Source organism: Shewanella sp. SR44-4 (assembly GCF_014163715.1).
Classification (GTDB): domain Bacteria; phylum Pseudomonadota; class Gammaproteobacteria; order Enterobacterales; family Shewanellaceae; genus Shewanella.
Window position 1 is genome coordinate 19,960 of sequence record NZ_JACJDU010000005.1, and the last position, 22,219, is coordinate 42,178.

The 22,219-nt window shown below is 42.0% G+C and carries 18 protein-coding genes and 2 tRNA genes; 19 read left to right on the forward strand and 1 reads right to left on the reverse strand.

Annotated elements, in window-relative coordinates; genetic code table 11:
* Positions 1 to 14 precede the first annotated feature (14 nt).
* The 5 genes from carB to secF all read left to right on the forward strand — a co-directional run bounded on the left by carB (position 15) and on the right by secF (position 7,935).
* Complete coding sequence (carB, locus tag H5125_RS03880; protein WP_059746481.1) at positions 15 to 3,236, forward strand: carbamoyl-phosphate synthase large subunit; 3,222 nt, start codon at positions 15 to 17, stop codon at positions 3,234 to 3,236.
* A gap of 231 nt (positions 3,237 to 3,467) precedes the next feature.
* Positions 3,468 to 3,944, forward strand: coding sequence for a transcription elongation factor GreA (greA, locus tag H5125_RS03885; protein ID WP_101085763.1), 477 nt, complete (start codon positions 3,468 to 3,470; stop codon positions 3,942 to 3,944).
* A gap of 458 nt (positions 3,945 to 4,402) precedes the next feature.
* The gene (locus H5125_RS03890; RefSeq protein WP_182743602.1) at positions 4,403 to 5,059 is read left to right on the forward strand and encodes a hypothetical protein; all 657 of its coding nucleotides are present in this window, start codon (positions 4,403 to 4,405) and stop codon (positions 5,057 to 5,059) included.
* A 136-nt stretch (positions 5,060 to 5,195) separates the two neighbouring features.
* Positions 5,196 to 7,007, forward strand: coding sequence for a protein translocase subunit SecD (secD, locus tag H5125_RS03895; RefSeq protein ID WP_182743603.1), 1,812 nt, complete (start codon positions 5,196 to 5,198; stop codon positions 7,005 to 7,007).
* A gap of 4 nt (positions 7,008 to 7,011) precedes the next feature.
* Positions 7,012 to 7,935, forward strand: a complete 924-nt coding sequence (gene secF, locus H5125_RS03900; RefSeq protein WP_182743604.1) for a protein translocase subunit SecF — start codon at positions 7,012 to 7,014, stop codon at positions 7,933 to 7,935.
* Between the two features lie 67 nt (positions 7,936 to 8,002).
* Here secF and yhbY read toward each other — a convergent pair whose 3' ends face one another.
* Positions 8,003 to 8,302: a ribosome assembly RNA-binding protein YhbY gene (gene yhbY, locus H5125_RS03905; protein ID WP_011636455.1), complete on the reverse strand. Its 300-nt coding sequence runs from the start codon at positions 8,300 to 8,302 to the stop codon at positions 8,003 to 8,005.
* 90 nt (positions 8,303 to 8,392) lie between these two features.
* Between yhbY and rlmE the strand changes: the two genes are divergently transcribed.
* The 14 genes from rlmE (at position 8,393) to rpsO (ending at position 21,545) form a co-directional block, all read left to right on the forward strand.
* Positions 8,393 to 9,022, forward strand: coding sequence for a 23S rRNA (uridine(2552)-2'-O)-methyltransferase RlmE (gene rlmE, locus H5125_RS03910; RefSeq protein WP_182743605.1), 630 nt, complete (start codon positions 8,393 to 8,395; stop codon positions 9,020 to 9,022).
* Positions 9,023 to 9,067: 45 nt separating this feature from the next.
* Positions 9,068 to 11,041 carry an ATP-dependent zinc metalloprotease FtsH gene (ftsH, locus tag H5125_RS03915; RefSeq protein ID WP_101085752.1) on the forward strand — a complete coding sequence of 658 codons (1,974 nt, stop codon included), beginning with the start codon at positions 9,068 to 9,070 and terminating at the stop codon, positions 11,039 to 11,041.
* A 123-nt stretch (positions 11,042 to 11,164) separates the two neighbouring features.
* Positions 11,165 to 11,944, forward strand: coding sequence for a dihydropteroate synthase (gene folP / locus H5125_RS03920; protein ID WP_392343409.1), 780 nt, complete (start codon positions 11,165 to 11,167; stop codon positions 11,942 to 11,944).
* A 54-nt stretch (positions 11,945 to 11,998) separates the two neighbouring features.
* On the forward strand, positions 11,999 to 13,336 hold the full coding sequence (glmM, locus tag H5125_RS03925; protein WP_101085747.1) for a phosphoglucosamine mutase: 1,338 nt from the start codon (positions 11,999 to 12,001) through the stop codon (positions 13,334 to 13,336).
* 139 nt (positions 13,337 to 13,475) lie between these two features.
* Entirely contained in the window at positions 13,476 to 14,258 is a 783-nt protein-coding gene (gene tpiA / locus H5125_RS03930; protein ID WP_011636460.1) for a triose-phosphate isomerase, read from the forward strand.
* 4 nt (positions 14,259 to 14,262) lie between these two features.
* Complete coding sequence (gene secG, locus H5125_RS03935) at positions 14,263 to 14,598, forward strand: preprotein translocase subunit SecG (RefSeq protein WP_059746473.1); 336 nt, start codon at positions 14,263 to 14,265, stop codon at positions 14,596 to 14,598.
* Positions 14,599 to 14,611: 13 nt separating this feature from the next.
* Positions 14,612 to 14,698, forward strand: a tRNA-Leu gene (locus tag H5125_RS03940).
* A gap of 81 nt (positions 14,699 to 14,779) precedes the next feature.
* Positions 14,780 to 14,855: transfer RNA gene (locus tag H5125_RS03945), tRNA-Met, on the forward strand.
* A gap of 169 nt (positions 14,856 to 15,024) precedes the next feature.
* Entirely contained in the window at positions 15,025 to 15,480 is a 456-nt protein-coding gene (gene rimP, locus H5125_RS03950; RefSeq protein ID WP_041413431.1) for a ribosome maturation factor RimP, read from the forward strand.
* A gap of 31 nt (positions 15,481 to 15,511) precedes the next feature.
* On the forward strand, positions 15,512 to 17,011 hold the full coding sequence (gene nusA, locus H5125_RS03955; RefSeq protein WP_101085745.1) for a transcription termination factor NusA: 1,500 nt from the start codon (positions 15,512 to 15,514) through the stop codon (positions 17,009 to 17,011).
* A gap of 25 nt (positions 17,012 to 17,036) precedes the next feature.
* Complete coding sequence (infB, locus tag H5125_RS03960) at positions 17,037 to 19,682, forward strand: translation initiation factor IF-2 (protein WP_182743606.1); 2,646 nt, start codon at positions 17,037 to 17,039, stop codon at positions 19,680 to 19,682.
* Positions 19,683 to 19,748: 66 nt separating this feature from the next.
* Positions 19,749 to 20,180, forward strand: a complete 432-nt coding sequence (rbfA, locus tag H5125_RS03965; RefSeq protein WP_101085742.1) for a 30S ribosome-binding factor RbfA — start codon at positions 19,749 to 19,751, stop codon at positions 20,178 to 20,180.
* Complete coding sequence (truB, locus tag H5125_RS03970; protein ID WP_101085740.1) at positions 20,180 to 21,133, forward strand: tRNA pseudouridine(55) synthase TruB; 954 nt, start codon at positions 20,180 to 20,182, stop codon at positions 21,131 to 21,133. Before rbfA ends, truB begins: the two co-directional genes overlap by 1 nt.
* Positions 21,134 to 21,275: 142 nt before the next feature.
* Positions 21,276 to 21,545, forward strand: a complete 270-nt coding sequence (rpsO, locus tag H5125_RS03975; RefSeq protein WP_011636467.1) for a 30S ribosomal protein S15 — start codon at positions 21,276 to 21,278, stop codon at positions 21,543 to 21,545.
* Positions 21,546 to 22,219 lie beyond the last annotated feature (674 nt).

Consider the following 22,219-nt stretch of genomic DNA (forward strand, 5'->3'; position numbering starts at 1 on the left):
AGAAGACAGAAGCAATGCCAAAACGTACAGATATAAAAAGTATTCTTATCCTAGGTGCCGGTCCAATTGTTATTGGTCAGGCGTGTGAGTTTGATTATTCAGGTGCGCAAGCTTGTAAAGCACTTCGTGAAGAAGGCTATCGCGTTATTCTGGTCAACTCTAATCCAGCAACGATTATGACCGACCCTGAAATGGCCGATGCAACCTATATCGAGCCTATTCATTGGGAAGTGGTACGCAACATCATCGCCAAAGAACGTCCAGATGCAATTCTACCGACGATGGGTGGACAAACTGCACTGAACTGTGCGCTTCAGCTTGAAGCACAAGGCGTACTAAAAGAGTTTAATGTTGAAATGATTGGTGCGACAGCGGATGCGATTGATAAAGCTGAAGACCGTAGTCGTTTCGACAAAGCGATGAAATCCATTGGTTTAGACTGCCCGCGTGCGGGTATTGCTCATAACATGGATGAAGCGTATGGCGTATTAGATATGGTGGGCTTCCCCTGTATCATTCGTCCGTCTTTCACCATGGGTGGCAGCGGCGGTGGTATTGCCTACAACAAAGAAGAGTTTGAAGAGATTTGTTCTCAAGGCTTGGACTTGTCGCCAACTAACGAATTATTGATCGATGAATCATTAATTGGTTGGAAAGAATATGAAATGGAAGTGGTTCGTGATCGCAACGATAACTGTATTATCGTGTGTACTATCGAAAACTTCGATGCGATGGGTGTTCACACCGGTGACTCAATTACCGTTGCACCGGCACAAACGCTAACCGATAAAGAATATCAATTAATGCGTAACGCTTCTTTAGCGGTACTGCGTGAAATTGGCGTTGAAACCGGTGGCTCAAACGTACAATTTGGTATTTGTCCTAATACTGGCCGTATGGTTATTATTGAGATGAACCCACGTGTATCACGTTCATCTGCTTTAGCCTCTAAAGCAACCGGTTTCCCGATAGCTAAAATTGCTGCTAAGTTAGCGGTTGGTTTTACGCTTGATGAGCTTAGCAACGACATTACTGGCGGTAAAACACCAGCGTCGTTCGAGCCTGCAATCGATTACGTTGTGACTAAAATCCCCCGTTTTAACTTTGAAAAGTTTGCCGGTGCAAATGACCGTCTAACAACCCAAATGAAATCTGTGGGTGAAGTAATGGCCATTGGCCGTACTTTCCAAGAGTCATTACAAAAAGCGTTACGTGGCCTTGAAGTGGGTCGTAACGGTTTTGATTCTCTAGTTGATTTACAATCACCAGAAGCGATGCAACGTATCCGTCATGAATTAAAAGAGCCAGGTTGTGACCGTATTTGGTATATAGCCGATGCATTCCGTGCTGGTTTAAGTCGTGATGATATCTTCACTCTGACTAACGTTGATCACTGGTTCCTCGTTCAAATCGAAGATTTGGTTACCCAAGAAGCGAAAGTCGCTGAGCTTGGTATGTCAGGTTTAGAGCAAAACTACTTACGTCAATTAAAGCGTAAAGGTTTCTCTGATTTACGTTTAGCTGATGTGTTAGGTGTGAGTGAAGGCGAAATTCGTAAACTACGTCATCGCCATGAAATTCATCCGGTATACAAGCGTGTAGATACATGTGCTGCTGAATTCTCAACTGACACGGCTTACATGTACTCAACGTACGAAGAAGAATGTGAATCTAACCCATCGAACCGTGACAAAATCATGATTTTGGGTGGTGGCCCTAACCGAATTGGCCAAGGTATTGAGTTCGATTATTGCTGTGTCCATGCTGCATTAGCATTACGTGAAGACGGTTATGAAACCATCATGGTTAACTGTAACCCTGAAACGGTATCAACCGACTACGATACATCTGACCGCTTATACTTTGAACCTGTAACGTTAGAAGACGTACTCGAGATTGTGCGTATCGAAAAGCCAAAAGGTGTAATCGTCCAATACGGTGGCCAAACTCCGCTTAAACTCGCGCGCGAATTAGAAGCCGCAGGCGTACCGATTATTGGTACCAGCCCTGATGCGATTGACCGTGCAGAAGACCGCGAACGTTTCCAACAAGCCATTCAACGTTTGAACATGAAGCAGCCAGAAAATGCGACAGTGACAACAGTTGAAAGTGCTGTGATAGAAGCGGAAAAAATAGGTTATCCGTTGGTTGTACGTCCGTCTTATGTGTTGGGTGGACGTGCGATGGAAATCGTATACGACAAGCAAGATTTACTACGCTACTTCAATGAAGCGGTTAAAGTATCTAATGCATCACCAGTATTACTTGATCACTTCTTAGATGATGCGATTGAAGTGGATATCGATGCAGTGTGTGACGGTGAAACTGTGGTGGTTGGCGCCATTATGGAGCATATTGAACAAGCAGGAGTTCACTCTGGTGACTCAGGTTGTTCATTACCACCTTACACCTTGAGTGCTGATATTCAGGCCAGAATGCGTGACCAAGTGTCTAAACTGGCTTTTGAATTAGGCGTGATCGGTTTAATGAACGTGCAGTTTGCGGTAAAAGATAACGAAATCTATATGATTGAAGTTAACCCGCGTGCCGCTCGTACAGTACCATTTGTGTCTAAAGCGACAGGCGTGCCGTTAGCTAAAATTGCAGCTCGAGTGATGGCTGGCCAAAGCTTAATTTCGCAAAACTTTACTAAAGAAGTGATTCCACCATATTTCTCGGTAAAAGAAGTGGTATTACCGTTTAATAAGTTCCCAGGTGTTGACCCGCTATTAGGCCCAGAAATGCGCTCAACCGGTGAAGTCATGGGCGTGGGTGATACTTTTGCTGAAGCCTATGCCAAAGCACAGCTTGGTGCTACATCTGAAGTGCCTAAATCGGGCCGTGCGTTATTATCTGTGCGTAACAGTGATAAAAAACGCGTTGCCGATTTAGCTTCTAAGTTGATTGAGCTAGGTTATGAAATTGATGCCACTCATGGTACCGCGATTATTTTAGGTGAAGCAGGGATTAATCCTCGCTTAGTTAACAAAGTGCATGAAGGTCGTCCACACATTCTTGATCGTATTAAAAATGGTGAATATACCTACATTGTTAACACCACTGAAGGTCGTCAAGCAATTGAAGACTCACGTCAGATCCGTCGTGGAGCATTGCGCTATAAAGTGAATTACACTACGACATTAAATGCTGCCTTTGCGACGTGTTTAGCGCATTCTGCAGATGATCGTATCAAGGTGACGTCTTTACAAGAGTTACACAAACGCATCAAAAGTTAATTTTTATGGTGCGTTAACGATTAAGGTCGCCTTTTGGCGACCTTTTTTATGACATTTTGATGATGGATGACTAGCAAGTCTGTAAAAGCTTAGGTAAGCTGTCTGCCATCATCGAAAAGATGCATCCTAGATACGCACGCTAAGTCGATTGCGTACTTCCAACTGAATTTTTACTGTGTTGACTTATCGTCAGCACGGGATGCTTTTGTTTTTAAAGGAGACAAAGACATTATGAGTAAGGTCCCAATGACTGTAGTTGGCGCTGATCAATTACGTAAAGAACTTGAATTGTTAAAGTTCGATCGCCGTCCAAAAATTACTGAAGCAATTGCTTCAGCACGCGAATTAGGCGATTTAAAAGAAAATGCTGAATATCATGCAGCCCGTGAAGATCAAGGAATTTGTGAAGCACGTATTCGTGACATCGAAGGCAAGTTATCTAACGCTCAAATTATTGACGTCACAAAGTTAGAAAATACTGGCCGAGTCATTTTTGGTACAACAGTAACTATTTTGAACATAGATACTGATGCTGAAGTGACGTATCGCATAGTCGGTGATGACGAGGCGGATATTAAGCAAAATTTAATTTCTGTTAATTCACCGATTGCACGTGGATTAATTGGTAAAAGTGAAGGCGATGAAGTATCGATTACCACTCCAGGTGGATTGACTGATTATGAAATCATAACGGTTAAATATCTTTAAGTATTGTGAATAATCGAGTGTGTCTTTTTCTTAACCATTTTTTTTAGTTATTGTATTAAACTAACTGCTTAAGCATTTATCATACTTTTATGCACAACCCAATACCGATATAATGGCCACTAGCCAGACATCGCACTAAATAGAATACTGTTTAGTGCTTTTTTATATCCATCGTAGAGTTAATGCATGTGCTAGATATGATAGAACATGTAAAAAAATTCATTTGCAGATTAAAGGTGCAATAGATATTATCGTTTAAGTTTACATTGTTGTTACATTTTACCGTATGAACAACAATATTATTTGAACAATCTGTTAGAAAATCGTTTAAAAACTAATTTGTTAGATTACTTTATTAGACAGTGTTGTTAGATGATTTTATTAGATAGTGTTTTTGACATGTTAATTTTAGAATTTTGAATTTTAGAAATTGTGTAGCTTGATTAAATAAGGTCATTATGACGTTTCCATGGGCTCGTATACTACTAATGCTGGTAATTGTGGGGTTGTGTTCAATCTTCCTCCTCAATAGCCGTGTGTTAGTTTTAGCATCGATGCCATTTGCTGCGTCTACTTCTTATTCTTGTTCATATAATGTGGATTCGCTGACAGATGATCGAATTTGTGAACAACCAATAAGTTCAACCCCTATTGATATCACCTTGGCGTCAGTTAAATCAGTAGACAGCTCAAAAGACACATTAGTTAACAGTCCAGTAGATTCAAATCAACTAACTGCGTTAACCAATACGCTTATTGATGTTAATAGCACATTGTTGGGCTACGTCGGCGAACCTTCATCAACAAACCCACTCTCTGAAAAATCTGTCTCTGAACGTTCGGTTTCTGAGAATTCTAGTTCAAACGATATTCATTTTGTTCCTACCTATTCAGCGCGTTACCTCAGTATTGTTCAATATCAATCGGATGAATCAAAACCTAATTATCTATTGGCCTATGAATTTGTATCTCCGCCAGTACCGAGTTTAACCATAGGTTATCAAATTAACTTTAGTCCGCAATTGGACTGGGTATTATCAACAGCTTCAGCCCCTTCAAGACTTTCCGCTTGGAAAGAGTCTAATTTACTTTTCGTTCACGCTCACACCTGTTAACTACATTATATTGATTAAAAATGTCATTAGCCTTGCTAATGAGTTTTGCTGTGGGTAGATGAATTAGGTCAATGCCTATCATCACTCACATACATTTTTATCGAGGTTTTACCCCGATGTAGTGAGATCAAGTGTTATGAAATCAAAATCGAATACCAAACCGTTAAATCAATATGCTCAGTGGAAATACTGGCTATTAATTTGCACACTCATCATCTTATTTATGAGTGCATTGCCATCTTGGTATGGTGAAGATCCTGCCGTACAACTTGCCGTTAAACCGACCCAATCATTAACAGTGGAACAAATTCACCATGTGCTACAACAAGCGGGCATAAACAGTAAGCGTATCGAACAACAACAAGATAATTTACTTGTGGTGTTAGATGATCCCGATATGCAAACCCAAGCTAAAAAGACCTTAGCACAACAGTTTGAACATCAGGCTCAAGTGACCTTAGCGTTAGCTCCAGCGGCCCCAGATTGGTTATTAAATTTAGGCGTTAAACCGATTAAGCTAGGTTTAGATTTACGCGGCGGAGTGCAGTTTCTACTGGATGTGGATCTTGATTTAGTGTTTCAAAACCAAGCAGTATTAGTGAGTGATGCTGTAAAGCAATTTGTCAGAGAGCAGCATATCAGCGGTGTAATGGTGCGTTTTGGCACTGGAGCGGAACTGACGGTTAACAGCGCCAGTGATGATGCTCGTGGTCAAATAAGACAATTTATTGGTCAGCAGTACCCTCAATGGCAAGTCACAGGCCATCAACAAACTTTGAGTATCAATCTTTCCCAAAGTGAACAGCTCAAATTAACCAATTTAACGGTACAACAAAACTTACATATCATGCGCAGTCGTATAGAAGAGCTTGGTATTACCGAAGCGTTAGTTCAACGTCAAGGAGAGCATCGTATTCGAATTGAGTTACCAGGAGTGCAAGATCCTGCCACCGCTAAAAATGTTATCGGTGCAACCGCTAGTTTGGCATTTTATCCAGTGGTGCAAGCTGACTCTCTTTATGCTGTTGTGATGAATGATGAGCAGAATAAGCCTGTCTATGTGTCAAAAAAACCAGTACTTGGTGGTGATCACATTATTGATGCTCGAGCCACTACTGGCGATTTTGGTATGGCGAAAGTCAATATCAGTCTTGATGCGGCAGGTGGCAAGTTAATGTCAGATTTTTCGCGAGATAATATCGGTAAACCTATGGCAACAGCTTATAGCGAATACAGCCGTGATGAACAAGGTAAAGCCAAACAAACCACTAAAATTATCAGTGTTGCAACCATTCAGAGTCAACTCGGTAACCGCTTTGAAATCACTGGAGCAGGTAGCCATCAAGAGGCGCAGCAATTAGCTTTGTTATTAAGAGCTGGCTCTATGACTGCACCTGTAACCATAGTGGAAGAACGTACTATTGGGCCTAGTTTAGGGGCCGAGAATATTGTTAATGGTTTTGCTGCTCTAGCCTTAGGTTTATCGGCTACATTACTGTTTATGGCTTGTTGGTATCGCCGTTTAGGTTGGGTTGCAAATGTAGCGTTAATCGCCAATTTGGTGATGTTATTTGGATTGTTAGCGCTCATTCCTGGAGCGGTATTGACCTTACCAGGTATTGCCGGGTTAGTGCTTACTGTCGGTATGGCAGTCGATACTAACGTACTTATTTTTGAGCGAATAAAAGAAAAGCTTGCGGAAGGTCGTAGCTTTGCCAATGCGATTGATGTGGGATTTTATAGTGCGTTTTCAACCATTTTTGATGCTAACTTCACCACGATGATCACCGCAGTGGTGTTATTTTCGATTGGTAATGGCCCTATTCAAGGCTTTGCGTTGACCTTAGGTTTGGGGTTATTAACCAGTATGTTTACCGGTATTTTTGCTTCACGCGCATTAATCAACTTAGTTTATGGTCGTGACACTCGTCGCGCTATTAAGGTGTAATTTTATGAACTCAACTCAAACAAATTATTCAACAGACAAGCTGAAATACTTAACTAAGTGGCGTTATGCATCGAGTCTGATTTCGATTGTATTAATGCTGTTATCGTTAACCGCGATAGGAATAAAAGGGTTTAATTGGGGCTTAGATTTTACCGGCGGTGTGGTCACAGAGATTCAAGTGGAGCATCACATCACTGCCAGTGAAATACAGCCATTAATGACTGCAGCATATCAACAAGAGGTCAGTGTTATTTCAGCTAGTGAACCAGGCCGTTGGGTATTACGATATGCCAATATACCTGATGAGAATCAACGCCCAGAACTGGCTGAAGTATTGGCGCCATTAAATACTGACATCAACGTGTTAAATAGCAGTATTGTCGGACCACAAGTAGGCCAAGAGTTGGTTGAACAAGGCAGTTTAGCGTTATTAGTCGCCATGCTATGTATTATGGGGTATCTAAGTTTTCGCTTTGAATGGCGTTTAGCGTCAGGTGCACTGTTTGCTTTGGTACATGATGTGGTATTTGTGTTGGCTTTTTTTGCGTTAAGCCAAATGGAATTTAATTTAACTGTATTAGCCGCAATAATGGCGATTTTGGGGTATTCACTCAATGATTCAATTATTATTGCGGACAGGATCCGGGAGCAGTTAGTGGCTAAACCACAGTGGAATATAACTGACATTAACAACTTAGCAATTAAATCAACCTTTTCCAGAACTATGGTCACTTCAGGAACTACATTGATAACGGTAGTGGCTTTATGGATTCTGGGTGGGGCACCGCTTGAAGGTTTTTCTATCGCGATGTTTATTGGTATTTTAACCGGTACTTGGTCATCGATTTCAATTGGTGCTACCTTGCCTGAGTTTCTAGGCTTAAAGGCAGAGCATTATCAAGTTATCCCAATACCTGATCATCCCTGATTAACGATAATTCATCTCCAATAAAAAAGCCGCTGTATTCAGCGGCTTTTTATAAAAGGGTGCGAAATTATTTGGCTTTAGGCAAAGCAATTTTCATTTCAGCCGAATGACGGAAAATAACTAACACATGACCGATAAGTTGCACTTTCGTAGACTGGGTTTCACGTACAATGGCGTCAACGATGGCATTTTTTAGCTCTCTGTCTGCAGAGGCTACTTTCACTTTAATCAATTCATGATGTGTAAGAGCGCTATCAATTTCAGCCAGAACACCTTCAGTTAGTCCATTGCCACCAAGCAGCACCACTGGTTTTAGACTGTGCGCCAGACCTTTTAAATGCTGTTTTTGTTTGGTTGTTAAGTTCATTTGTACCAACTTTTGCTGAGTTACTGTTGAAAAACGGGTATTCTACCCTTATATAGAGCTTATGTAACTCTGAATCGTTGCGGAATTTAAATGACAACCAAAAAACGTACGGCGAGCTCAACTCGCTGGATGCAAGAACACTTTGATGATCACTATGTGAAATTAGCCCAAAAACGAGGCTTACGTTCACGAGCAGCATTCAAGTTAGAAGAGATCCAACAAAAAGATCACTTAATAAAACAGGGTATGACAGTAGTTGACTTAGGTGCTGCTCCTGGTGGTTGGTCACAAGTGGCTGTTAAACTTACTGGCGACAAAGGTAAAGTGATTGCTTGTGACATTTTATCGATGGATCCTATTGTTGGCGTTGATTTTCTTCAAGGTGATTTTAGAGAGGATAAAGTGCTGCAGGCATTGCTTGAGCGAGTAGGTCAAGATAAAGTGGATGTGGTACTATCAGATATGGCTCCGAACATGAGTGGTTCGGGTGCTGTAGATCAGCCAAGAGCTATGTATTTAGTTGAATTAGCGCTAGATATGTGTCATCAAGTGTTGACGCCTAACGGCTGTTTTGCTGTTAAAGTCTTTCAGGGGGAGGGCTTTGACGACTACATAAAAACAGTCAAACAGGCATTCAAAGTAGTAAAAACCCGTAAACCAGACTCCTCTAGAGCGCGCTCTCGAGAAGTCTATCTAGTGGCGACTGGTTACAAGTTGTAGTAGTCTAAAGTTAATAATCGCAGGACTGTTAAGAGGTCGAGTAATTTGAGTGACATGGCTAAAAATTTAATACTCTGGGTTGTCATCGCTGTTGTGCTGATGTCAGTTTTCCAGGGTTATTCCCCCTCTTCTTCGAATTCGCAGAAGATGGATTATTCCGCCTTTTTGGACAATGTTCGAAATGGTCAAGTTAACAAGGTCGAAATAAAAAGCGATCAACGAACTATTGAAGGGACTAAACGTACCGGCGAGAAGTTCACCACAATTATGCCTATATATGATCAAGATTTAATTAATGATCTTCAAACTAAAGGTATTGACTATAAAGGCCAAGAAGCTGAAGAATCTGGTTTCTTAACTCAAATCTTTATTTCATGGTTCCCAATGTTACTGCTAATTGGAGTATGGATATTCTTCATGCGTCAAATGCAAGGTGGTGGCGGTAAGGGCGCAATGTCATTTGGTAAGAGTAAAGCCAAATTGATGAGCGAAGATCAAATTAAAACCACTTTTGCAGACGTCGCTGGTTGTGATGAAGCAAAAGAAGAAGTGAAAGAACTGGTTGATTATTTGCGTGACCCAACTAAGTTCCAAAAATTAGGCGGCCGTATTCCTACGGGCGTGTTAATGGTTGGGCAACCAGGTACAGGTAAAACCTTGCTAGCGAAGGCTATTGCTGGTGAATCTAAGGTGCCATTCTTTACTATTTCAGGTTCTGATTTTGTGGAAATGTTTGTCGGTGTTGGTGCATCTCGTGTGCGTGACATGTTTGAACAAGCTAAAAAATCTTCTCCTTGTATCATCTTTATCGATGAAATTGATGCTGTAGGCCGCCAACGTGGCGCAGGTGTTGGTGGTGGTCACGATGAGCGTGAGCAAACATTAAACCAGTTACTGGTTGAGATGGATGGTTTCGAAGGTAATGAAGGCGTTATTGTCATTGCGGCAACTAACCGTCCAGACGTACTCGACTCTGCATTACTTCGTCCAGGTCGATTTGACCGCCAAGTCGTCGTCGGTTTACCAGACGTGCGTGGTCGTGAACAAATCCTTAAAGTACACATGCGTAAAGTACCTTTGTCAGACGATGTTAAAGCAAGTGTTATTGCCCGTGGTACCCCAGGATTTTCTGGTGCAGACTTAGCAAACCTTGTTAACGAAGCTGCGTTGTTTGCTGCTCGTGGTAATCGTCGTGTAGTCGGTATGGAAGAGTTCGAGCGTGCTAAAGATAAAATCATGATGGGTGCTGAGCGCCGTTCTATGGTGATGTCTGAATCGGATAAAGAGATGACGGCTTATCATGAAGCCGGACATGCTATTGTTGGTTGCTTAGTACCAGAGCACGATCCTGTACATAAAGTAACCATTATTCCGCGTGGTCGTGCATTAGGTGTGACGTTCTTCTTACCTGAAGCTGATGCTGTTAGTCAAAGCCGTCGCAAATTGGAATCACAGATTTCAGTTGCTTACGGTGGACGTTTAGCCGAAGAGCTTATTTACGGAAGCGAACAAGTCTCTACAGGCGCTTCGCAAGACATTAAATACGCGACATCAATTGCACGTAACATGGTTACGCAATGGGGTTTCTCTGACAAGTTGGGTCCTTTACTCTATGCAGAAGAAGAAAACGAAGTTTTCTTAGGTCGCAGTATGGGTAAATCAAAGGCTATGTCAGGTGATACAGCGTCATTAATTGATTCAGAAATCAAAATGTTTATCGATAAAAACTATCAACGTGCACAAACCATGTTGACAGAAAATATGGATATCTTACATGCGATGAAAGACGCACTGATGAAGTACGAAACGATTGATTCGTTGCAAATTGACGATTTAATGCATCGCCGTGAAGTGCGTATGCCAGCTGAATGGCAAAAAGATGAATCATCTGACGATAAAGATAATGGCAATACCACGCCTAAATCTGAAATTGAAACGCCAGTGGATGACGCTAAAACCGACGCTAAAGTCGATAATAAAGCCGATACTAATGATGCGGATGAATCACCAGCTAAATAAATAATTTAGTGAATAAAGAAAACCCCGCAAGGGGTTTTCTTGTTTTTAATCTACTGTAGGAAAATACCATTGTTTCAATTAACTCATGCCAATAAAACGCTCGACTTGTCAGCCCCTGTAGTAATGGGAATTGTAAACGTGACACCAGATTCGTTTTCTGATGGTGGCGAATACATCGATTTCGAACAAGCTTGTCGACATGTTGATTATATGGTTGAACAAGGTGCATTAATTATAGACGTCGGCGGTGAGTCTACTCGCCCTGGAGCAGCAGAGGTTTCTGTTGAGCAAGAGCTCGCACGGGTTATTCCTATTATTGAATATACTGCAAAAACACACGACGTATGGATTTCGATAGACACTAGCAAACCTGAAGTGATGGAACTGGCGGTAAATGCCGGTGCTAATTTGATTAATGATGTGCGCGCATTACAAATGCCTGGGGCTTTAGCAATGGCTGCGACGTTAGATGTGCCAATTTGCTTGATGCACATGCAGGGCGAGCCAAAAACAATGCAAGATAAACCTGAGTATCAGGATGTGATTGATGAGGTTGCCGCTTTTTTTGAATTGCGTATAGCTTACTGCGAAGCAGCCGGAATTGAGCGCGAACGCTTAATTCTTGATCCAGGTTTTGGCTTTGGCAAAACTTTAGCGCATAATTACCGCCTGTTAGCTGCGTTGCCAAAATTGCATGAGTTTCACTTACCTTTACTGGTGGGCTTATCACGTAAGAGCATGATGGGTGACCTGTTAGCGCGTGATACCGATCAACGTCTTGCGGGTAGTCTCGCAGGGGCATTGATTGCTGCTCAGCAAGGTGCGCATATTATACGTGTCCATGATGTACCCGAAACTGTCGATGTACTTAAAGTGATGTCAGAAACAATGGCCTACTTGTAGTGGCAGCGGCACAATAACGTTATAAGTACAGTGAAATCACTTAAGTAGGGATCTGTGAAACAAAGAAAATTTTTTGGAACCGATGGTATTCGCGGCAGAGTCGGGGCGGGTAAAATGACCCCTGAACTGGCATTGAAGCTCGGTTGGGCTGCTGGACGAGTATTGTCTCGAAATGGCACTCAAAAAGTGATTATTGGTAAGGATACCCGTATTTCAGGTTACCTATTTGAATCGGCGTTAGAAGCTGGATTATCAGCTGCTGGATTAAACGTGTTATTACTTGGCCCAATGCCGACCCCAGCAGTGGCTTATTTAACTCGTACTTTTCGTGCAGAAGCTGGTGTGGTAATTAGTGCTTCGCATAATCCTTACTATGACAACGGTATCAAGTTCTTCTCTACCGATGGCAGTAAGCTTGATGATGCAATTGAATTAGAAATTGAGGCTGAACTTGAAAAGCCGTTAGTGTGTGTTGAGTCGCACTTATTAGGTAAAGCTCGTCGAATTGAAGATGCTGCAGGGCGTTACATCGAATATTGCAAAGGGAACTTTCCTGCCGACCAAACTCTTGAGGGCTTAAAAATTGTCGTCGATTGTGCTCATGGTGCAACGTATCATATTGCCCCTAATGTATTCCGTGAATTGGGTGCTGACGTGATTGCTATTGGCGATAAACCCGATGGACTCAATATCAATGATAAAGTTGGCGCAACATCAATGGCTAAGATTTGTGAGACTGTATTGGCTGAAAAAGCTGATTTAGGGATTGCATTAGATGGTGACGGTGATCGTATTATGATGGTTAATCGTCATGGTGAAGTAGTCGATGGTGATCAGATCCTGTATATTTTAGCGGTAGATGCTCAAAAACGTGGTATTTTAAAAGGTGGAGTGGTCGGCACCTTAATGTCTAATTTAGGTTTAGATTTAGCGTTGCAAGCACTTGATATTCCTTTTGTTCGCTCTAAAGTCGGTGACAGATATGTCATGGAAATGCTGAGGGAGAATGAATGGCGTATAGGTGGTGAAAACTCTGGTCATATTCTCAACCTAGATCATGGTACTACCGGTGATGGTATTGTTGCAGGTATTTTAGTGTTAGCAGCGATGCGCCGTCAAAATGCGTCGCTTGAACAATTAACAGAGCCGATGAAGATGTTGCCTCAAGTATTGGTTAATGTCCGCTTTGAAGGGGACTCTAATCCGTTAGATACCGATGCGGTGAAATCTGCGCAAGCTGAGGTTGAGTTGCAATTAGGTGCTCGCGGACGGGTTTTATTACGAAAGTCGGGTACCGAACCGTTAATCAGAGTGATGGTTGAAGGTGATGATCATCCGCAAGTGCTTGCACATGCAAATCGTATTGCTGACGCGGTAAAGGCAGCATGTTAATCATTTGAATATTCAGATATGTTGTTGCTCGCTTAAAAAGTAGACGCTTCGACACTTTATGTGAAATATTCCCCTTTTAGCTCTTGTAACTTGATAAGTGGTTCGCTATTATTCACGCCGCTTTCAGAGGAGACAGTGAATGGCACTCAGACGTCCTATGGTCGCTGGCAACTGGAAAATGAATGGTAATTCAGCACTAGCAGAAGAACTATTTAAGAAGTTTGCTACAAAGCTCCAAAATGATTCCGCTGAAGTGGTTTTATGCCCGCCTTCAATTTATCTTGAAAGTGTTAGGCAGCTGCTTGAAGCCAATAAGCAAACCTTAGATGGTGCGCTTGTTAGAATGGGTGCACAAAATCTTAGTCAACATGATTTTGGTGCATATACCGGCGAAATATCCGGGCAGATGCTAAAAGATTCTGGATGTCGATATGTTATTATCGGCCATTCCGAACGTCGCCGTATGTACGGAGAGACGAGTAATATCGTGGCAGAGAAGTTTGCCGCAGCACAAAAATATGGTCTGACACCGATTTTATGCGTAGGTGAATCAGGGCCAGCTCGTGAAGCAAGACGTACCTTTGAGGTGATTGCGGAAGAGCTTGATATAGTAATTGAAAAAAACGGTACCATGGCTTTTGATAACGCAATTATCGCCTACGAACCTTTATGGGCTGTAGGGACAGGTAAAAGCGCAACACCAGAACAGGCACAAGAAGTACATGCGTTTATTCGCAGTCGCCTCTCTGAAGTATCTCCCTTTATTGGTGAGAATATCAGAATTCTATACGGTGGTAGCGTCACCCCAAGCAATGCGGCAGATATATTTGCCCAGCCTGATGTTGATGGTGGTCTGATTGGCGGTGCAAGTTTGAACTCAAGTGAGTTTTTAAGTTTATGTACCATAGCAATGAGCGCGTAATTATATGTACGAAGTTCTGATAGTTGTATACTTGGTGGTAGCTTTAGGTCTTATTGGCTTAATTTTAATTCAACAAGGAAAGGGTGCCGATATGGGCGCATCTTTCGGAGCCGGTGCCTCAGGCACTTTATTTGGCTCAAGTGGTTCAGGTAATTTCCTGACTCGCAGTACTGCAGTATTAGCCATTGGCTTTTTTGCATTAAGTTTAGTGATTGGTAATTTAAGTGCTAATCACACTGAGCAAAATGATCAGTGGAAAGATTTAGGTCCAGCAGCAGAGCAAATCATTGATGATGCGCCTGTTCAGACCGAACAGTCAGAAACGAAAATTCCTGACTAGTATACCAGGTGTCGCCGAGGTGGTGGAATTGGTAGACGCGCAGCCTTGAGGTGGCTGTGTCTTAACGGACGTGCGGGTTCAAGTCCCGCTCTCGGCACCAGATTTAAACTAACAAATCATGGATTGAGTTTGATTAGTTATTGCAAGATATAGTGTAAATCAATATACTTGCATCAGTTGACGCGGGGTGGAGCAGTTGGTAGCTCGTCGGGCTCATAACCCGAAGGTCGTCGGTTCAAATCCGGCCCCCGCAACCAGCTCCTTGTGATTTAATTTCGTAAGAAAATAAATCACAATTTACAGGTTTTATAATAAAATAACCTCGTGATTACGGGGTTTTTTGTTATATGAACTTTTAAATATCCGTGTTAGATGCGGGTTGCAATGGGGCTATTAGCCCTTTTTTTGTTTTTTTGGGGGTCATTTTTGGCAACAATAGAATCCAAGCTAGTTGAAATGTTAACAGTACCTGTTGAAGCTCTAGGCTTTAAACTATGGGGCATTGAGTATATTCAAGCTGGTCGTCACTCAATTCTTCGTGTGTTTATTGATCACGAGAATGGCATCAATATTGAAGATTGTGCAGAAGCCAGTCGTCAAGTTAGCGCAGTTATGGATGTTGAAGACCCTATTTCTACAGAATACACATTAGAAGTATCTTCACCTGGCGTAGATAGACCGTTATTTACCGCCGAGCAATATAGAGCTTATATAGGTGAAGAAACAAAAGTACAATTGACTATGCCTGTTGCCGGTAGTCGTAATTTAAAAGGCGTCATCAGTAGTGTTGATGGGCAAATGCTCACTATCACCGTTGATGGTAAAGACTTGATTGTTGCTTTGGATAATATCCGTAAAGGCAACGTTATAGCTAAGTTTTGATAGTTTCAGGTGAAGAACGAGGCAAGACCAAATGAATAAAGAGATCCTGCTAGTCGCAGAAGCGGTTTCCAATGAGAAAGGCCTTCCGCGCGAGAAAATTTTCGAAGCGCTAGAAATTGCACTGGCTACCGCAACAAAGAAAAAATATGAAGGCGATATCGAAGTTCGCGTTGCTATTGATCGTAAAACAGGCCATTACGACACTTTCCGTCGTTGGATGGTAGTTGACGATAAAGGCGAAGCTCTGGAAAATCCATACAGCGAAATTACGTTTGAAGCCGCTCGCTATGAAGAACCAGAGATTCAAGTGGGTGAGTTTATTGAAGATCAAATCGACTCAGTTGCATTTGACCGTATCACCACACAAACCGCGAAACAAGTTATCGTACAAAAAGTACGTGAAGCTGAACGTGCACAAATTGTTGAACAATTTATTGAACGTGAAGGTGAGATTGTTACTGGTGTTGTTAAGAAAAGCACCCGTGAAAGCGTAGTTGTTGATTTAGGTAACAATGCTGATGGCGTGTTATTTAAAGAAGATTTAATCAGCCGTGAATCTTTCCGTCCTGGTGACCGTGTGCGTGCATTATTGTACTCAGTACGTCCAGAGGCACGTGGTGCGCAGTTATTTTTAACCCGCAGTAAATCTGAAATGTTAATTGAACTGTTTCGGGTTGAAGTACCAGAAATTTACGACGAATTAATCGAAGTAATGGGTGCCGCTCGTGATCCAGGCGCTCGTGCTAAAATCGCTGTGAAATCAAATGATCGTCGCATTGACCCTATTGGTGCTTGTGTTGGTATGCGTGGCGCACGTGTACAAGCCGTATCAAACGAATTAGGTGGCGAGCGAGTCGATATCGTGTTGTGGGATGATAATCCTGCACAATATGTGATCAATGCCATGGCGCCAGCTGATGTTGCATCTATCATTGTGGATGAAGACAACCACTCGATGGATATTGCTGTAGAAGCTGACAGTTTGGCACAGGCTATTGGTCGTAATGGCCAAAACGTACGTTTAGCCACTCAACTTACTGGTTGGGAACTAAACGTAATGACAGTTGAAGACATGAACAAAAAACACCAAGCCGAAAGTGCAAAAGTGATTGATTTGTTTGTAGCTTATCTGGATGTAGATAAAGATTTTGCAGCCGTATTGGCTGATGAGGGATTCACTTCGCTAGAAGAGATTGCTTATGTCCCAGAATCTGAACTATTAGCAGTAGAAGGTTTCGACGAAGGAATCGTTGAAGCATTACGTGAACGTGCAAAGGCGGCAATCTCTACAAGAGCATTAGCGTCGGAAGAAGCGTTAGATGGTGCAGAGCCAAGTGATGATTTACTAGCATTGGAAGGATTAGAAAGACATTTAGCTTATGTTCTTGCGAGCAAAGGCGTAGTGACTTTAGAAGACTTGGCCGAGCAAGGTATTGACGATTTAATTGATATTGAAGAATTAACAGAAGAAAAAGCAGGCGAGCTCATCATGGCTGCCCGCAATATCTGTTGGTTTGGCGAAGAAGCATAAGTCGATCAACAGGGGGATCTAATTGATGGCAGATACAAGCGTAGAAAAATTAGCAGCGGAAGTGGGAAAATCGGTTGATCGATTAATCGAGCAATTCTCACAAGCTGGTATGAACAAAAAACAACTCGATACTGTTTCAGAAAAAGAGAAGCAACAACTTCTTGATTATCTAAAAAAACAGCATGGTGCAGATTCAGTTCCGACTAAAATGACATTGCAACGTAAAACGGTGTCTACGTTAAGTGTTGCAAGCACTGGCGGTCAGTCGAAAGACGTGAAGGTAGAAGTACGTAAAAAACGTACTTTTGTTAAGCGCGATGATGCAGAATTAGCAAAACAAGCTGAATTAGAAACTCAAGCAAAAGCCAAAGCAGAAGCTGAAGCCCAAGCAAAAGTGGAAGCTGAAGCAAAAGCAGCTGCAGAAGCGAAAGAGAATGCAGAAGCAACGACTAAAGCGGAGGCAGAAGACAAATTGAAATCAGAAAAAGTAAAGTCTGAACCTAAAGTAACTAAAGTTGCTGACCCAGAAACTGCAGCAGCAAAAGTTGAAGCAGATCGTTTAAAAGCGACTCAAGAAGCAGTGCTTACTCAAAAGCAAAAAGATGAAGCCGCTAAAGCAGCTGAAACTGCACGTCTCCTTGCTGAAGTAAACTCAAAGCGTTGGGCTGAAGAAGAACGCCAACGTTTAGATGCTGAAAAGAATGGCGATCACCACATCACAACCTCTAAAGTTGCTCGTGCAGCAGAAGACAGTTCAGATGCTGATGATGAAAAACGTGGTCGTCGTGCGCGCAACAAAAACGCCAACAAAAAACGTGGCGGAAAAGATGCTCGTGACGGTCGTGAAAAACACATGCGTAACCGCAGTACAGCACCTGAATCTATGGCGCACGGTTTTAATAAACCTGCTGCAGCTGTTAGTCGTGATGTGCGTATCGGTGAAACCGTAACCGTATCAGAATTAGCGCATTTAATGGCAATTAAAGCCACTGTTATCATCAAGCAAATGATGAAAATGGGCACTATGGTAACGATTAACCAAGTACTTGACCAAGAAACAGCCCAAATGGTTGCTGAAGAATTAGGTCATAAAGTTGTGCTTATTCGTGAAAACGAACTTGAGCATCAAGTACTGAAAGATCGCGATGACAATATCCAACTAGAGTCTCGTGCTCCAGTTGTGACTATCATGGGTCACGTTGACCATGGCAAAACGTCATTACTTGATTATATCCGTCGTGCGAAAGTTGCTGCTGGCGAAGCCGGTGGTATTACTCAGCATATTGGTGCATACCACGTTGAAACTGAAAACGGCATGATCACTTTCCTTGATACTCCTGGTCACGCGGCGTTTACGTCAATGCGTGCTCGTGGTGCTAAGGCGACTGATATTGTTATTTTGGTTGTTGCTGCCGATGATGGCGTAATGCCACAAACGATTGAAGCGATTCAACATGCTAAAGCGGGTAACGTACCGTTAATCGTAGCTGTTAACAAAATGGATAAGCCAGATGCTGATCCAGAGCGCGTTAAGAGCGAACTGTCTCAACATGGCATCATGTCAGATGATTGGGGCGGAGATAACATGTTCGTTCACGTTTCAGCCAAAACGGGTATGGGCGTTGACGAATTGTTAGAAGGTATCTTACTTCAATCTGAAGTATTAGAACTTAAAGCAATACGTGATGGTATGGCAGCGGGTGTTGTTATCGAATCAAAACTTGATAAAGGTCGTGGCCCAGTGGCTACTGTCTTGGTTCAAGAAGGTACGTTACGCCAAGGTGATATCGTTTTATGTGGTTTAGAGTACGGTAAAATCCGTGCGATGAAAGACGAAAACGGTCACGCTATTACCGAAGCTGGTCCATCTATTCCAGTAGAGATTTTAGGTCTTTCTGGTGTGCCTTTAGCTGGTGATGAAGCGACAGTTGTACGTGATGAACGTAAAGCTCGTGAAGTTGCATTGTATCGCCAAGGTAAATTCCGTGACATTAAGTTAGCGCGTCAGCAGAAGTCTAAGCTAGAAAACATGTTTGCGAACATGGAAGAAGGCGAAGTACAAGAGCTGAATATCGTACTTAAAGCTGATGTTCAAGGTTCTCTTGAAGCGATTTGTGAATCTTTAGCTAAACTGTCTACAGATGAAGTTAAAGTGAATATTATTGCTCGTGGTGTAGGTGCATTAACCGAAACCGACGCAACATTAGCAGCAGCTTCAAATGCGATTCTTGTTGGTTTCAACGTCCGTGCTGATGCACAGGCTCGTAAGACCATTGATTCAGAAAGTGTTGATTTACGTTATTACAGCATCATCTACAATCTAATTGATGAAGTTCGTGCTGCAATGACAGGTATGTTAGCTCCTGAATTTAGACAAGAAATTATCGGCCTTGCAGAAGTTCGTGATGTGTTTAAGTCACCTAAAATCGGCGCTATCGCTGGTTGTATGGTTACCGAAGGTATTGTTAAACGTAGCGCACCAATTCGTGTACTACGTGATAACGTGGTTATCTTCGAAGGTGAACTTGAGTCATTACGCCGCTTTAAAGACGATGCACAAGAAGTTCGTAATGGTATGGAATGTGGTATCGGTGTGAAGAATTACAATGACGTCCGAGTGGGCGATCAAATTGAAGTCTTCGAAATAGTCGAAATTGCTCGCAGCTTATAAGTACCAATGGAAGGGCGGCTTTAGCCGCCCTTTTTGATTGTAGACCTAACGATATGGCATATCATCATGGCAAAAGAATTTAGTCGTACCCGCCGTATTGCACAACAACTCCAGCAAGAACTGGCAATGGTGTTGCAACGCGATATGAAAGATCCTCGCATTGGTTTTGTCACAGTAAATGACGTCGACGTCTCTCGTGATTTAAGTTATGCAAAAGTTTATGTGACTTTTTTTGAAGAAGACACTGAACTTGTTCAACAAAAAATTGATGCGCTGACTGTAGCCGCGCCTTATGTACGTACTTTAGTTGCTGGACGTATGAAATTACGTGTTATGCCTGAATTACGTTTTATTTATGATAGTTCGCTAGTAGAAGGCATGCGTATGTCTAACCTAGTCACACAAGTCATAAATAAAGATAAAGCCAAACAGCAGCAATTTACGCCTGACGCACCTGATAACAGCGAGTCTGTTGATGGTGAAAAGGAGCAAGATTAATGGCTCGTCGCCCTAAAGGTCGCTTCATCGACGGAATCGTATTACTCGATAAAGATACTGGCATGAGCTCTAATTTTGCCCTGCAAAGAGTGAAGCGTTTTTTTAATGCCAATAAAGCTGGCCATACAGGTGCTTTAGACCCGTTAGCAACAGGTATGTTGCCTATTTGCCTCGGAGAAGCGACTAAGTTCTCTCAGCATCTATTAGATTCGGATAAGCGCTACCTGGTGACCGCTAAACTGGGTCAACGTACTGATACGAGTGACTCTGATGGGGAAGTCGTGCAAACGCGCCCTGTGAATGTGACTCAAGCATTACTAGATGAAAAGCTCGCGTTTTTTCGAGGAACTACTCAGCAAATACCGTCAATGTATTCGGCATTAAAATACCAAGGTCAACCTTTGTATAAATATGCTCGTGAGGGGATTGAAGTTCCACGTGAGTCACGGCCAATTACCGTATTTGAGCTAAATTTTATTAAGCTTGAAGGTGATGAACTAACCCTAGACATTCATTGTTCTAAAGGGACTTACATACGTACCATTATTGATGATTTAGGTGAAATGCTTGGATGTGGAGCACATGTTATTATGTTGCGTCGTACTCAAGTTGCCGAATATCCTTATGAAAAAATGGTTACCTTAGCGCAATTAGAAGCACTACTTGAGCAAGCTCATAGACAAGATGTTGCTCCTCAGACCCTAATGGATCCGTTATTGTTACCAATGGACACTGCAGTGGCTAAATTCGCTGAAATTAACTTGCCTGAGGCGATGTTATATTACGTCATGCAAGGACAAGCAATTCAAGCTGCGGGACTTAAGCCTGATGAGTTAGTTCGTATCACTATTGGCGATGAACGTCGATTTGTTGGTATGGGTATCATGAATGATGATGGTTTATTAGCGCCAAAACGTTTGATTGTAATCCACGATAATGATACTGCTGAGTAGTCGAGTCGGTTTCGTCGTTGGCTTTTTCAGATAAATAATCGAATTTTATTGCGGTTAACTAACAATCTGGTTAGAATATCGCGCTCACTCTGGCTGAGTTAGTGATCGGCTAGAGATACATTTACTTTTTTTGGAGATACACATGTCACTAAGTGCTGAAACAAAAGCAAAAATTTTGGCTGATTTTGGTCGCTGCGAAAACGATACTGGTTCAACTGAAGTTCAAGTAGCTTTGTTAACTGCTCAAATTAATCACCTTCAAGGTCACTTTAAAGAGCACATCCATGATCACCACTCTCGTCGTGGTTTATTACGTATGGTTAGTGCACGCCGTAAGCTTTCTGCTTACTTAAAGCGTACTGACGTAGCTCGTTATACTGCTATGATCCAGAAGTTAGGTTTACGTCGTTAATTCGACATCTGCTTACTTTTGTAAGTAGTTTAACCGTAAAGAGGGAGGCCATAAGCCTCCTTTTTTTATTGCCTAAAATAATGAACTCGCCTCAAAATATTGCCAATTTCGTACCTACCAGTTGTCTTGGCGTTATCTCCCCAATATATGGGAGTATCATCTTGGTAGTCTTTTATATCTTCAGGCTATTCTAATGGCTAAATATCCCAATGTAAGTTGTTGTACGATGTTTTGCTGGACGAGAACCGCTGTTTTTGTTCTTGCATTGTTTATACTCGCTTAATCCCACCCTGCTAGCTAATTTCATCGATATTTATCGTTTAATTGACTATGACTAATTTACGGTTCGATCTTTCATAGTCATCATGATTTCTGAATATTTTATTTCATTATTTCAGAAGATCTTGATTCAGAAACTATATGGCCATTTGATTAAAGATATAAGCTATTTATTTGTCTAAGCATTTACGTTTCAGCATAATCTTCAGGTTATTATTCATCTGCAACATCTTTTAACATCATACCCAACACAGTAAATTGAATACTTAATTTGTTCCATAAACATAGGTGTGAGCACTCTTATATGATTTAACATTGAATGTAGACTAGAGATTGCAGGATTAAAGGCGTTAGGGCTCGCAGGAGTCGTTATCTAGTACAATCACACCAACAAT